Genomic DNA, 12,772 nt, shown 5'->3' on the forward strand with positions numbered 1-12,772 from the left:
CAGCCGTTCTTATTGGACGGCTATTTTATTACCCAAAATGAAAGGAGCATTAGATTTATGAAAAAGATGTTAAAACGATTGTGTACTGGCTTCTTAGCTCTTGCAACTGTCGTTACTACTTTACCGACGACACCCGTTCATGCAGAAAGCAAGCAATACTGGACGGAGTCAAAAGAGCGTGTCGGTATCGTTGAAAAAGTAATGAATGACGGTTCGATTGGTTCTACTTTTAACGAGGGACATTTGACCGTCGAGGGCGAGGACGCTTACTGTATCGACATTAACACAGATTTTAGGAATGGCTACAAGACCAGAATTGACGCAAGCACCCGTATGAGTGCCGACCAGATAAGCGACGTTGCCTTATCTATCGAATATGTGAAACAGTACACAGACAGCCACAGCGGAATAAGCAACAATCACGCCTACCTTTTAAGACAGCTTGTTGTCTGGCAGAGATTGAGCGTACATCTTGGCTGGCAATGCGACAACGTGAGAGCTTCTTATGATGAAATTCCAAAGGCAACGCAGGACGAAGTTTTCTCTGGTGCAAGAGCCTTTGTCAAAGAAAATAAAGGACGTTATGAATGTGGCGGTTATATCTATCTGGCGAGGGGCAGGAATTGGGGCAATTCTGGGCGAAGTTAAATATCGGAAATGCGAAACTTAAAAAGGCTACCAGTAATACCAGCATTACAGACGGTAACGGGAATTACTCTATCGCTGGTGCAACATACGGTGTCTTTTCTGATAAGAACTGCACGAAACAGCTTGCCACTCTTACGACTGATGAAAACGGAAATACAGATGTTGTAGAGGTAAAAGCAGGCACAGTCTATATCAAGGAATTATCCGCACCAGCAGGATATAAAGTAGATAAAACTATATATTCCTTAAAGGTTGAAGCTGGAAAAACAGCGACTTTGAAAGTATCTGATACACCAAAAGTAACGGACACGTTGATTGAGCTTTTCAAGATTGATATGGAAACACAGAAAGACAATCCGCAGGGGAACGCTTCTCTAGCAGGTGCGGAATTTACATGGAAGTATTATGCAGGCTTCTATAATAAAGACAATCTCCCTGCCGAAGCTACTCGTACATGGGTTACAAAGACAATCGCTGAAACAGACAGCGACGGGTCAACCCACTACATCACAAAATTTGCGGACGCATACAAAGTATCTGGCGATAGCTTCTATATGCAGGACGGTAAAGCGGTTCTTCCACTTGGAACGCTAACCGTTGAAGAAACAAAAGCTCCAAACGGATACTTGTTAGACGGTGCATATATGCAGGCTGGCGATAAGTCCGAACAGATAAAAGACTTATACCTTACACAGATTACCGAGGACGGCGACCTTGCCGTATTATCTGGAAGTAACCAGTTTTCCGTATCAGATAAGGTTATCCGTGGCGGTGTGAAAATTCAGAAACGAGATTTAGAAACGGGCGATACCAAACCACAAGGAAGTGCAACTTTAAAAGATACTGCCTTTGACATCATTTCCTTAAATGATAATGCAGTATTGGTTGAGGGCAAGCTCTATAAGAAAAATGAAGTGGTAAAGACAATTCGTACCGATATTGAGGGTATCGCTTCTACTTCTGCTGACCTTTTACCTTATGGAAACTTCCGTATCGTTGAGAGCGAAGCACCAGACGGATATTTGACAGACGGTGCAAAACCGATTGATTTTACAATCACAGAAAATGGAAAAATCGTGGACTTAACCGACGAAGCCCATTCTATCTATAATCAGATTAAGCGTGGAGATATTGAGGGTGTAAAAATCGGTGCAGGCACACACAAGCGTCTTGCTGATGTTCCTTTTAGGATCACAAGCAAGACAACGGGCGAAAATCATATAGTTGTAACTGATGATAACGGGCAGTTTTCCACTTCTTCTGAATGGGCTTCGCATAAGCACAATACCAACGCAGGCAAGACCAGCGAGGACGGTGTGTGGTTTGGAACTTCTGAACCAGACGACAGCAAGGGTGCATTACCTTATGATACCTACATCATTGAAGAAATGCGTTGCGACAGTAACAAAGGCTTTGAACTTATCCCACCTTTTGAAATCGTGGTATCAAGAAATAACCTTGTGATTGATTTAGGAACGTTGACTGATGAATACGAAAAAGAAATCTCTATCCATACCACAGCGACCAGCAAGGACGGCGAAAAAACTATCCTTGCAGGAAAAGAGGTAACAATCGTTGATACTGTCAAATTAAACGGGCTTACAAAAGGCACAAAGTATCAGTTGAAAGGTTGGCAGATGTTAAAGGAAGAAAACGCCGAGCTTATCATTGACGGGAAACGTGTAGAAAACGATTATACCTTTGTCGCTGATGATGAAGAAATGAAAGTGGAAATTTCCTATATATTCAATGCGTCTGCTTTAGGTGGCAAGAACCTTGTTACCTTTGAAGAATTGTATGATTTCAGCAATCCAGACGAACCCGTGAAAGTTGCGGAGCATAAAGACATTGAGGACGACGGGCAGACCGTACTTATCACAGAGCGTATCATCAAAATTCATACGACTGCTACCGATAAGGACGGCAACAAAGAGCTTGAAGCTGGAAAAGAGGTAACAATCATTGATACCGTAACCTTAGAGGGCTTAGAAGTCGGTACACAGTACAAACTGGTGGGCTGGCAGATGTTGAAAAAAGAAAATGCCGAGCTTCTTATCAATGGGAAACGTGTGGAAAGTGATTACACTTTTACTGCTGACAGCGAAACTATGAAAGTGGAAGTTGCCTTTACCCTTGACGCTACTTCCCTTGACGGCAAACAGCTTGTAACTTTTGAAGAATTGTACGATTTAAGCAATCCAGACGATCCGAAGAAAGTTACCGAGCATAAGGATATTGAGGATAAGGGACAGACGATTACCTTTAAGGAAAAGCCAAAAGAACCAGAGAAACCCGAAACACCACCGACACCAGAAAAGCCAAACAGACCGAGCGACAGTCCCAAAACGGGCGATAACACAAACCTTTACGGACTGCTTGCACTTCTTTTGACCTCTGGTGCTGGACTGGCAGGTATCTTCTTCTACAAACGCCGTAAAATGAAAAAATCATAAGGCGGTAACGGTATGAGAAAAGAAAAATCACGCTCTCCGCCGAAGTTGTCAAACGGCAGACTTCCGCTTATTCTGGCTTGTCTGCCAACAACCTGCAAGAACACGGATAGTCAAGGGTGCGTAAGCATTGATTTTACCCTTTACTATCTGTGGGATTGCTGGTACTTCCCAAACCGCCAGAATAAGAAATCACAATCAATTTATCAAAAATAGAAAGAAACGAGGTAAAACAATATGGAAATGAAATATGTCGTGCCAGATATGGTACAGTCTTTTGGAACTCTTGAATTTGCAGGCGAAAGTGAGCCAGTCTTTGAAAGAGATAAAAATAACCGCAGGGTCTTAGCAAGACGAAGCTATAACCTTTATTCTGACGTACAGAAAGGCGAAAATGTTGTGGTAGAAATTCCCGTGCAGGCTGGCGAAAAAAAGTTCAAGTATGAACAGAAAGTAAAACTTGTCAATCCGAAGTTATACGGCAGAGGTTATGCAATCGGGGATATGGGACATACCGATTATGTGTTAGTTGCTGATGATATTGTAGCAGTTGAAGAAAAGTAAAGGAGTGAAGAATTTATGAGATTATCAAACGGGTTTGTTATTGACAAAGAGAAAACATTTGGAGAATTAAAATTTACAGCGGTGCGTGATGTGTTCTTACAGAATGAGGACGGGACACCGAGTACCCAGCTTAAAAAGCGTATCTATGATTTGAAGTGCAGTTTGCATGGTGGAATTATCCCCGTGTCTGTACCGCCAGAAGTACCGTTAAGAGAATTTCCGTACAATGCAGTTGTGGAGCTTGTCAATCCAGTAGCCGATACGGTATCAAGAAAGACCTATACGGGTGCAGATGTGGACTGGTATGTAAAGGCAGAGGATATTGTATTGAAGAATAAAGGCAATCAAAACGTAGGCAGTCCACAGAACCATACACCGCAGGGACAGCCGAAAAAATAGGCTTGCTGAATAGATTTTCGTTGTAGCGGATATATAAAACTGTTATAATATGGGTATGAAAAATTTAATTATAAGGAGTGCTGTTTATGATAAGAGCTATTATATTTGCTGTATTCGTTGTCCCTATTATATCTCTCGTATTAGATAAGACACAAAAAGCAACTAAAAAAGAAAAATTCACAAATACTGTTTTTGTATCACACGCCTATCAAACAGTATGTCATATTTGTTCATTGATAATGGTAGGAATTGCAATAGCTTTAGGATTGTTCATGGGATTTGATAATACGGTGGGACACTCTGTTGTTTTTGCTATTTTTGTTCTATTGATTGAATTTTGTGCGTGGGCATTAAAAAGACATAAGGTAGTAATTGACGGAAATAATTTGCGTATTACTCCTGCTGTTGGAAGAACAAGAGAAATTTCATTTAATGATATTTCCCGTTGCACAGAAAAAGAGCAAATAGGATTGAAAATATTTGTAGGAAACAAAAAAATTTGTACAGTTTCTTGCGACTGTGTTGGATATAAAGAATTTCTTGAAATGTTAAAAGAGAAAAATTTACTCTAATACGTTTCGCCCAAATAAACAGTTATATTATTTTAGCAGTTAGTCTTAGGATTGACTGCTTTTTTCATACCCAGAAAGGAGTGATTGATTTATGCAAAAGATTTTTAACAAAGGACACCGTATCAGAGCCAGCGACAAGCACCTTGTCTACCACTTTTCCATAGGAACGCTTCTGTTTGTATTCGTGGCGGTTCTCCTGCTACTGAATATCAAACAGCTCATGCGTACTGATTGGGAACATTTCAGCTTGTTAGAGAACGGCTTGACGCTTTCCCCTTACAACTTCATAACTATACTGATAGCGACTGGTGTTTGTGCATTGGTCGTTTTTCTGTATTACCACTTCTGTTACGATAGTTTCAAGAAGCTCCTGCACCGTCAAAAGCTGGCAAGAATGGTACTGGAAAATAAGTGGTATGAAGCCGATACCGTACAAGACAGCGGTTTTTTTACTGACCTGCAAAGCAGATCAAGGGAAAAAATCGTCTGGTTTCCAAAGATTTATTATCAAATGGAAAAGGGACTGCTTCATATCCGCTGTGAAATTACGCTGGGAAAATATCAAGACCAGCTTTTACGGTTAGAGGATAAATTGGAAAGTGGCTTATATTGTGAGCTGACCGACAAGACCCTGCATGACGGCTATATTGAATATACCCTGCTTTATGATATGATAGCGAACCGCATTACCATTGATGAAGTACGGGCAGAAAACGGCTGTCTGAAACTGATGAAAAATCTTGTCTGGGAATATGACGCACTCCCTCACGCTCTGATTGCTGGTGGAACGGGTGGCGGTAAAACTTATTTTCTGCTGACGCTTATTGAAGCCTTACTGCATACCAACGCTGTCCTTTACATCTTAGACCCGAAGAACGCTGACCTTGCAGACTTAGGGACAGTTATGGGAAATGTGTATCACACCAAAGAAGAAATGATTGATTGTGTCAATGCCTTTTATGAGGGAATGGTACAGCGAAGTGAGGAAATGAAGCAACACCCGAACTATAAGACGGGCGAAAACTACGCCTATCTGGGACTGCCACCCTGCTTTCTTATCTTTGATGAATATGTGGCATTTTTTGAAATGCTGGGGACAAAAGAAAGCGTGAGCCTACTTAGCCAGTTAAAGAAAATCGTTATGTTAGGGCGACAAGCAGGTTATTTCCTTATCGTTGCCTGCCAGCGTCCAGACGCAAAGTATTTCTCGGACGGTATCAGAGATAACTTCAATTTCCGTGTGGGACTTGGGCGTATCAGCGAATTAGGTTACGGTATGCTGTTTGGTTCAGATGTGAAAAAGCAGTTTTTCCAGAAGCGTATCAAGGGGCGTGGCTATTGTGATGTGGGAACAAGCGTTATCAGCGAATTTTACACGCCTTTAGTCCCGAAAGGACATGATTTTTTGCAGACTATCGGTTCTCTTGCACAAGCAAGGCAGGACGTGACGGCGACGTGCGAAGCGAAAGGCGACGGCACGGACTAGCCGTTGCTGGTGTGGCGTAAGCCACGCCAGCAGGTAAAACCCCTCGGTATCTAACAGAGGGGTACGTTTGCAAATAGACAATAGACAAAAAACATAGGAAACATAAGGCTTCTGGCATGGTTTTCTAGCAAAAATCGGCTGTGAAGTCGCCTTAAAAAACTTCACACTTTACAGATTGGGGGTATGGTTCTGAATGAAGAACAACGGATAAAAGAATTACGGGAGAAACGGATTGCTTACGGTATCTCACAAGGCAGGCTGGCGGTGGCTTCTGGTATCACAAGGGAATATTTCAACAAGATAGAAAGTGGAAAAATGAAGCCGTCAAAGGAACTTCTGGAAACTCTGCATAAGGAACTGGCAAGGTTCAATCCAGAAGTACCGCTTACCATGCTGTTTGATTATGTGAAAATTCGTTTTCCCACGCTGGATATACAGCACATCATCAAAGATATATTAAAACTGAATATCAATTATATGCTCCATGAAGATTACGGACATTACAGTTATACGGAGCATTATTCTTTAGGGGACATCTTTATCTATACGTCGGCTGACGAAGAAAAAGGTGTCCTTTTAGAGTTAAAGGGGCGTGGTTGCCGACAGTTTGAAAGTTACCTGCTGGCACAACAAAGAAGTTGGTATGACTTTCTCATGGACGCACTCATAGACGGTGGCGTGATGAAGCGTATCGACCTTGCTATCAACGACCATACGGGTATTTTGGATATTCCAGAGCTTGCGGAAAAATGCAGGAAACGGGAATATATCGGAAAGTCCAGAAGTTATAAGTTTTATCAGTCGGGCGAGCTTATCAAGCATAGAGAGGACGACAGAGAATATATGGGACGCACCCTTTATCTTGGTTCGCTAAAATCAGATGTGTATTTCTGTATCTATGAAAAGGACTATGAGCAGTACGTCAAGTTAGGGACACCGCTGGAAGAAGCCGACATTATCAACCGTTTTGAGATACGGCTTAGAAATGAACGTGCCTATTATGCAGTACGAGATTTGCTGACCTATTATGACGCAGAGCAGACTGCCTTTTCTATCATCAACCAGTATGTGCGGTTTGTTGATGAAGAAGCAGACAAGCGAAAAAATGACTGGAAACTCAATGACCGCTGGGCGTGGTTTATCGGCGATAACAGACAGAGCTTGAAGCTGACGACAAAGCCAGAGCCTTACACCTTAGACCGTACATTGCGGTGGGTACAACGGCAGGTAGCACCGACCTTGAAAATGCTGAAAAGGATTGATAAGGGAAACGGAACAGACTACATGAAAACTATCGAACAGCAGGCAAAGCTCACAGAAAAGCATGAAATGATAATCAAACAGCAGACGACCCCTGCAAAAGATTTAGTAGAAAGTTAGGAGTGATGAAAAAATGTGGGAATTATTGAAAGACTTCCTGCTGGTATCTGTTGGAACGGGTATCGGCGTAGCCTTGATGTGTATTTTAAGTGTTGGCAAAGGAGCTGACTATGAAATGAAGAAATTAAAAGAAAGCGAGGACAAATAACATGAATTTCGGGCAAAATTTGTATCAATGGTTTTTAAGCAACGCACAGAGCTTAGTGCTTATGTCGATTGTGGTTATCGGTATCTACTTAGGGTTCAAGCGTGAGTTTTCAAAACTTATCGGTTTCTTGGTAGTTGCCTTGATTGCTGTCGGCTTGGTATTCAATGCTGGCGGTGTGAAAGATGTACTGTTAGAGCTGTTCAATAAGATTATCGGTGCATAAAATTTTATTGTGGGGCTGATGTATGGGTGCTATAATGTGAAAAAAGAAGTAATCGAGGTGTTCTATTTTGAATGAGAGAGAAAAAATTATTCGTTTATGGTTTGATATGTGGTTGAAACAGCAAGACTTAGGAATAGATAAAATTTTTACAGAAGATGTTGTTTATACGGAAAGCTGGTGTCCTAAATATGAAAATCTTAAAACAGTAAAACATTGGTTTAATGAATGGAATACTCGTGGTAAAGTCATTATTTGGGATATTAAACAGTTCTTTCATAAAGAAAATCAAACTGTCGTAGAATGGTATTTTAAAAATGAAATGAATACGGGAAGCGTTGAAGAATTTGACGGTATTTCCTTAATTGAATGGACAGAAGATAACAAAATCAAATCATTAAAAGAATATGGTTGCAATCTGAATAACTATAATCCATATCAACACAGCGATAACCCTCAATTTAGAGATGAAAAAACAAACTGGTTTTAAAACTTAATCAAATTATATCCATATACATAAAGCAGTTAGTCTTAGGATTGACTGCTTTTTTCTTACCTAAAATCAGATTGGAGTGATGAAATGAGCGATATTTTTAAGGATATGCAGGCAAACGTCGGCTGTGATTATATTTCTAACCTGCCCTCTTACAAGCGTAAAGTGTGGCATGAAATGAAGCGATTACCGCTTACGAATTATGATATAAAACAGTTAGAAGATTTTTCAAAGTATGTGTTTGGTATGTCGTACCAGAGCTTAAAAGATGTGATGAAGCAACAGAAAGGACGTGAGGAACAATGCAGGAAACAAGGGTGCTGGTGGAAACGAGAGGAACAACTGGCGAAGAAACAATATCATACTGGTTCGACCTGCCGATAGATGTTGCCGAGTTTGAAGAAAAGTTAGGTATCGGTGCAGAAAGTGGGGATTATCGTATTATCGAAAAGGTGTTGCCTTATGCTGATGAAGTCCACGAACACACCAGCGTGTACCAGCTCAACGAATTAGATTTTATGTACCGCCAGCTTTCAAGTGATATGCAGGAAGAATATGTATCACTACTTACGGTGTTTGAAAATTTAGAAGCACTTTATATTTGCAGGAACGTGATTATTGTTTATCCCGACTGTAAAAGCATGATAGATGTTGCAAGGCAAAAGCTGATGAACGACCCGATGTTCAAGCATTTATCCGAGGACTGTCAAGAATACTACTTTGACTTTGAAGCCTACGCTTCTCACTTGCAGGAACACGGGAAATTTTTAGTAACAGAACACGGTATCTTTGAACTGCCAGAGTAGGAAATGAGGTGGTGCTTATGATTGATGATATGGCGGTTTATATTGCTAATCTTGGCAAATACAATGAGGGCTATTTAGTCGGTGCTTGGTTCACGTTCCCCATTGACGAGGAAGATGTGAAAGAAAAAATCGGCTTGAATGAACAGTATGAGGAATACGCTATCCATGATACCGACAACTTTCCCATTGCGATTGGCGAGTATGTTTCCATTGAAGAACTCAATGAGATGTATGAAATGATAGAGGAACTTCCCGACTATATTGTAGAGTGTCTGGACGAATTTATCAGCCACTATGGGACGCTGGAAGAAGTCGTGGAACATAAGGACGATATTTACTATTATCCCGACTGTGAAACCATGACAGATGTTGCCTACTACTACATAGACGAATTGCAGGCACTTGGGGACATTCCACCCAGCTTACAGAATTACATTGACTATGAAGCCTACGGGCGAGATTTGGATATGGGCGGTTGCTTTATTGAAACAAGCCGAGGTATGTGCGAGATACCATATTAACGCTGGAAGATCAGCGACAAGCATTGTTGCTACTGACAGCGTATTTCTCTTTAAGGGACAGTCTGAAAATGGCTGTCCTTTTCTATTTTGAAAGGAGCTGAAAGAACTTGAAAAAGATTAAAAGCTACACGGGTATCTGGAACGTGGAAAAAGTCTTGTATGCAATCAATGACTTTAACTTACCCTTTCCCGTTACTTTTACACAGATTACATGGTTTGTGATTACGGAATTTATCATCATTCTGTTTGGGGATATTCCCCCACTTTCCATGATTGAGGGAGCATTTCTCAAATACTTTGGTATTCCCGTTGCTCTCACTTGGTTCATGTCGCAGAAAACCTTTGACGGAAAGAAGCCGTACAGCTTTTTGAAATCACAGATAACCTATGCCCTGCGACCAAAAATCACTTATGCAGGAAAAGCCGTAAAACTGCATAAGCAGATATTAAATGAAACAATCACGGCAGTAAGGAGTGTGAACTATGTTCCCGATAAAATATATTGACAATAACCTTGTCTGGAACAAGGACAATGAAGTGTTTGCCTATTATGAGCTGGTACCATACAACTATTCTTTTCTATCCGCAGAGCAGAAATTTATCGTGCATGACAGTTTCCGACAGCTAATCGCACAGTCCCGTGAGGGTAAAATTCATGCGTTGCAGATTGCCACAGAAAGCTCCATACGAAGTATGCAGGAGCAGTCAAAGAAACTGGTAACGGGAAAATTAAAGGAAGTTGCCTACCAGAAAATAGACGAACAGACCGAAGCGTTAGTATCTATGATTGGGAACAATCAAGTGGACTACCGCTTTTTTCTTGGCTTTAAGCTCATGGTTACGGAAGAACAGCTCAATCTGAAGAACATCAAAAAATCGGCGTGGCTGACATTCAAAGAGTTTCTCCATGAAGTAAACCATACGCTGATGAATGATTTTGTTTCCATGCCGAATGATGAAATCAACCGTTACATGAAAATGGAAAAGTTACTGGAAAATAAAATCTCCCGTCGCTTTAAGGTGCGTCGCTTGGAAATCAATGATTTTGGGTATCTCATGGAACATCTTTACGGCAGGGACGGTATCGCTTATGAAGATTATGCGTACCAGCTACCAAAAAAAAAATTGAACAAAGAAACGCTGATAAAATACTACGACCTTATCCGTCCGACAAGGTGTGTGATTGAAGAAAGCCAGCGGTATTTACGCTTGGAACATGAGGACAAGGAAAGTTATGTGTCCTATTTTACCGTCAATGCGATTGTCGGCGAGCTTGATTTTCCGTCAAGTGAAATCTTCTATTTCCAGCAACAGCAATTCACATTCCCCGTTGATACTTCTATGAATGTAGAAATCGTGGAGAACCGAAAAGCATTAACAACCGTACGCAACAAGAAAAAGGAATTGAAAGACCTTGACAATCACGCTTATCAAGCAGGAGGTGAAACCAGCTCAAATGTGGTGGACGCTTTAGACAGCGTGGACGAGCTGGAAACGGACTTAGACCAGACAAAAGAAAGTATGTATAAGTTAAGCTACGTGATACGGGTGTCTGCACCCGATCTTGACGAGCTGAAACGCCGTTGTGATGAAGTCAAGGACTTTTACGACGACCTCAATGTAAAGCTGGTGCGTCCTGCTGGGGATATGCTGGGGCTTCATTCTGAATTTTTACCTGCCAGCAAGCGATATATCAATGACTATGTGCAGTATGTAAAATCAGACTTCTTGGCAGGGCTTGGCTTTGGAGCGACCCAGCAGTTAGGGGAAACTACGGGTATCTATATGGGCTATTCCGTTGATACGGGAAGAAATGTGTACCTGCAACCGTCTTTAGCTTCGCAGGGCGTAAAAGGCACAGTTACAAATGCCCTTGCTTCTGCTTTTGTCGGTTCGCTTGGCGGTGGAAAGTCGTTCTGCAACAATCTTCTTGTGTATTATTCGGTGTTGTTTGGGGGACAAGCGGTTATCTTAGACCCAAAATCAGAGCGTGGCAACTGGAAAGAAACACTTCCAGAAATCGCCCATGAAATCAATATCGTAAATCTTACCAGCGACAAGGACAATGCAGGACTTCTTGACCCATTCGTGATTATGAAGAATGTTAAGGACGCTGAAAGTCTGGCAATCGACATCTTGACATTCCTTACGGGTATTTCCTCTAGGGACGGCGAAAAATTCCCCGTACTTCGTAAAGCGGTTCGTTCCGTTACCCAGAGCGACAGTCGGGGCTTGCTCCATGTGATAGACGAGCTACGCCGTGAAGATACGCCCATATCAAGAAATATCGCAAACCATATCGACAGCTTCACGGACTACGACTTTGCACATCTGCTGTTTTCAGACGGTACGGTAGAAAATGCTATCAGTCTGGATAACCAGCTCAATATCATTCAAGTAGCCGACCTTGTGTTGCCAGATAAAGACACGACCTTTGAGGAATACACGACCATTGAATTATTGTCGGTGTCTATGCTAATTGTGATTAGTACCTTTGCCCTTGATTTTATCCATTCGGACAGAAGTATTTTTAAGATTGTAGATTTGGACGAAGCATGGGCGTTCTTAAATGTGGCACAAGGGGAAACCTTATCAAATAAGCTTGTTCGTGCTGGACGAGCTATGCAGGCAGGCGTTTATTTTGTTACACAATCTTCTGGCGACGTGTCAAAGGAAAGTCTGAAAAACAATATCGGCTTAAAATTCGCTTTCCGTTCTACTGACATCAACGAGATAAAGCAGACCTTAGAATTTTTCGGTATCGACAAGGACGACGAAAACAACCAGAAACGGCTTCGTGATTTGGAGAACGGACAATGCTTATTGCAGGACTTATACGGGCGTGTCGGTGTGGTGCAGATACACCCCGTCTTTGAAGAACTGCTACACGCCTTTGATACCAGACCGCCCGTACAGAGAAATGAGGTGGAGTGATGAAAGAAAGGATAAAAGGTGCGTTCAAAAAAAGAAGATTTTCCACTTTCTCAAAATGGTTCTGTTTGTCGTGGCACTCTCCCTTATCCTGCTTTCACTTTTTGGGGACGGTAGCTCATGCGACGGGGCTTGTGGACGATACCATAAACGC

Annotated in this window: 13 protein-coding genes and 1 pseudogene; all 14 read left to right on the top strand. The window is 41.7% G+C overall.

Features of this window, described 5'->3' with window-relative positions; translation table 11 throughout:
- Positions 1-57: 57 nt before the first annotated feature.
- Positions 58-3,101: pseudogene (locus tag DW965_RS15830) on the top strand (SrtB-anchored collagen-binding adhesin).
- Positions 3,102-3,335: 234 nt separating this feature from the next.
- Positions 3,336-3,662 carry a YdcP family protein gene (locus DW965_RS15840; RefSeq protein ID WP_004843348.1) on the top strand — a complete coding sequence of 109 codons (327 nt, stop codon included), beginning with the start codon at positions 3,336-3,338 and terminating at the stop codon, positions 3,660-3,662.
- Between the two features lie 15 nt (positions 3,663-3,677).
- On the top strand, positions 3,678-4,061 hold the full coding sequence (locus tag DW965_RS15845; protein WP_004843349.1) for a YdcP family protein: 384 nt from the start codon (positions 3,678-3,680) through the stop codon (positions 4,059-4,061).
- An 86-nt stretch (positions 4,062-4,147) separates the two neighbouring features.
- A complete protein-coding gene (locus tag DW965_RS15850; RefSeq protein ID WP_004843350.1) occupies positions 4,148-4,633 on the top strand; it encodes a DUF6560 family protein in 486 nt (161 codons plus the stop codon).
- A gap of 91 nt (positions 4,634-4,724) precedes the next feature.
- Positions 4,725-6,119 (top strand): FtsK/SpoIIIE domain-containing protein, encoded by a 1,395-nt coding sequence (locus DW965_RS15855; RefSeq protein ID WP_119198600.1) that lies wholly within the window; start codon positions 4,725-4,727, stop codon positions 6,117-6,119.
- Positions 6,120-6,302: 183 nt separating this feature from the next.
- The gene (gene mobT / locus DW965_RS15860; protein WP_003062030.1) at positions 6,303-7,499 is read left to right on the top strand and encodes a MobT family relaxase; all 1,197 of its coding nucleotides are present in this window, start codon (positions 6,303-6,305) and stop codon (positions 7,497-7,499) included.
- A 13-nt stretch (positions 7,500-7,512) separates the two neighbouring features.
- The gene (locus DW965_RS15865) at positions 7,513-7,647 is read left to right on the top strand and encodes a DUF3789 domain-containing protein (RefSeq protein WP_003061156.1); all 135 of its coding nucleotides are present in this window, start codon (positions 7,513-7,515) and stop codon (positions 7,645-7,647) included.
- A gap of 1 nt (position 7,648) precedes the next feature.
- Entirely contained in the window at positions 7,649-7,870 is a 222-nt protein-coding gene (locus tag DW965_RS15870; protein WP_003060793.1) for a hypothetical protein, read from the top strand.
- Between the two features lie 67 nt (positions 7,871-7,937).
- Complete coding sequence (locus DW965_RS15875; protein ID WP_003060053.1) at positions 7,938-8,357, top strand: nuclear transport factor 2 family protein; 420 nt, start codon at positions 7,938-7,940, stop codon at positions 8,355-8,357.
- Between the two features lie 90 nt (positions 8,358-8,447).
- Positions 8,448-8,744: a hypothetical protein gene (locus DW965_RS15880; RefSeq protein WP_008687105.1), complete on the top strand. Its 297-nt coding sequence runs from the start codon at positions 8,448-8,450 to the stop codon at positions 8,742-8,744.
- Positions 8,663-9,166 carry an antirestriction protein ArdA gene (locus DW965_RS15885; RefSeq protein ID WP_003062492.1) on the top strand — a complete coding sequence of 168 codons (504 nt, stop codon included), beginning with the start codon at positions 8,663-8,665 and terminating at the stop codon, positions 9,164-9,166. Before DW965_RS15880 ends, DW965_RS15885 begins: the two co-directional genes overlap by 82 nt.
- 17 nt (positions 9,167-9,183) lie before the next feature.
- The gene (locus DW965_RS15890; protein WP_002323345.1) at positions 9,184-9,687 is read left to right on the top strand and encodes an antirestriction protein ArdA; all 504 of its coding nucleotides are present in this window, start codon (positions 9,184-9,186) and stop codon (positions 9,685-9,687) included.
- A gap of 107 nt (positions 9,688-9,794) precedes the next feature.
- On the top strand, positions 9,795-10,193 hold the full coding sequence (locus DW965_RS15895) for a conjugal transfer protein (protein WP_003061368.1): 399 nt from the start codon (positions 9,795-9,797) through the stop codon (positions 10,191-10,193).
- Positions 10,171-12,621, top strand: coding sequence for an ATP-binding protein (locus tag DW965_RS15900; RefSeq protein ID WP_119198601.1), 2,451 nt, complete (start codon positions 10,171-10,173; stop codon positions 12,619-12,621). Before DW965_RS15895 ends, DW965_RS15900 begins: the two co-directional genes overlap by 23 nt.
- Positions 12,622-12,772 lie beyond the last annotated feature (151 nt).

Origin of the sequence: Blautia sp. AM47-4 (genome assembly GCF_003479865.1) — a bacterium.
In the GTDB taxonomy this organism is placed as follows: Bacteria; Bacillota; Clostridia; order Lachnospirales; family Lachnospiraceae; genus Fusicatenibacter; species Fusicatenibacter saccharivorans.

Excerpts from the sequence above, each read along its gene's own strand:
- DW965_RS15840 (WP_004843348.1), top strand. The coding sequence starts at position 3,336 with ATGGAAATGAAATATGTCGTGCCAGATATGGTACAGTCTTTTGGAACT.
- DW965_RS15845 (WP_004843349.1), top strand. The coding sequence starts at position 3,678 with ATGAGATTATCAAACGGGTTTGTTATTGACAAAGAGAAAACATTTGGA.
- DW965_RS15850 (WP_004843350.1), top strand. The coding sequence starts at position 4,148 with ATGATAAGAGCTATTATATTTGCTGTATTCGTTGTCCCTATTATATCT.
- DW965_RS15855 (WP_119198600.1), top strand. The coding sequence starts at position 4,725 with ATGCAAAAGATTTTTAACAAAGGACACCGTATCAGAGCCAGCGACAAG.
- mobT (WP_003062030.1), top strand. The coding sequence starts at position 6,303 with ATGGTTCTGAATGAAGAACAACGGATAAAAGAATTACGGGAGAAACGG.
- DW965_RS15865 (WP_003061156.1), top strand. The coding sequence starts at position 7,513 with ATGTGGGAATTATTGAAAGACTTCCTGCTGGTATCTGTTGGAACGGGT.
- DW965_RS15870 (WP_003060793.1), top strand. The coding sequence starts at position 7,649 with ATGAATTTCGGGCAAAATTTGTATCAATGGTTTTTAAGCAACGCACAG.
- DW965_RS15880 (WP_008687105.1), top strand. The coding sequence starts at position 8,448 with ATGAGCGATATTTTTAAGGATATGCAGGCAAACGTCGGCTGTGATTAT.
- DW965_RS15885 (WP_003062492.1), top strand. The coding sequence starts at position 8,663 with ATGCAGGAAACAAGGGTGCTGGTGGAAACGAGAGGAACAACTGGCGAA.
- DW965_RS15890 (WP_002323345.1), top strand. The coding sequence starts at position 9,184 with ATGATTGATGATATGGCGGTTTATATTGCTAATCTTGGCAAATACAAT.
- DW965_RS15900 (WP_119198601.1), top strand. The coding sequence starts at position 10,171 with ATGTTCCCGATAAAATATATTGACAATAACCTTGTCTGGAACAAGGAC.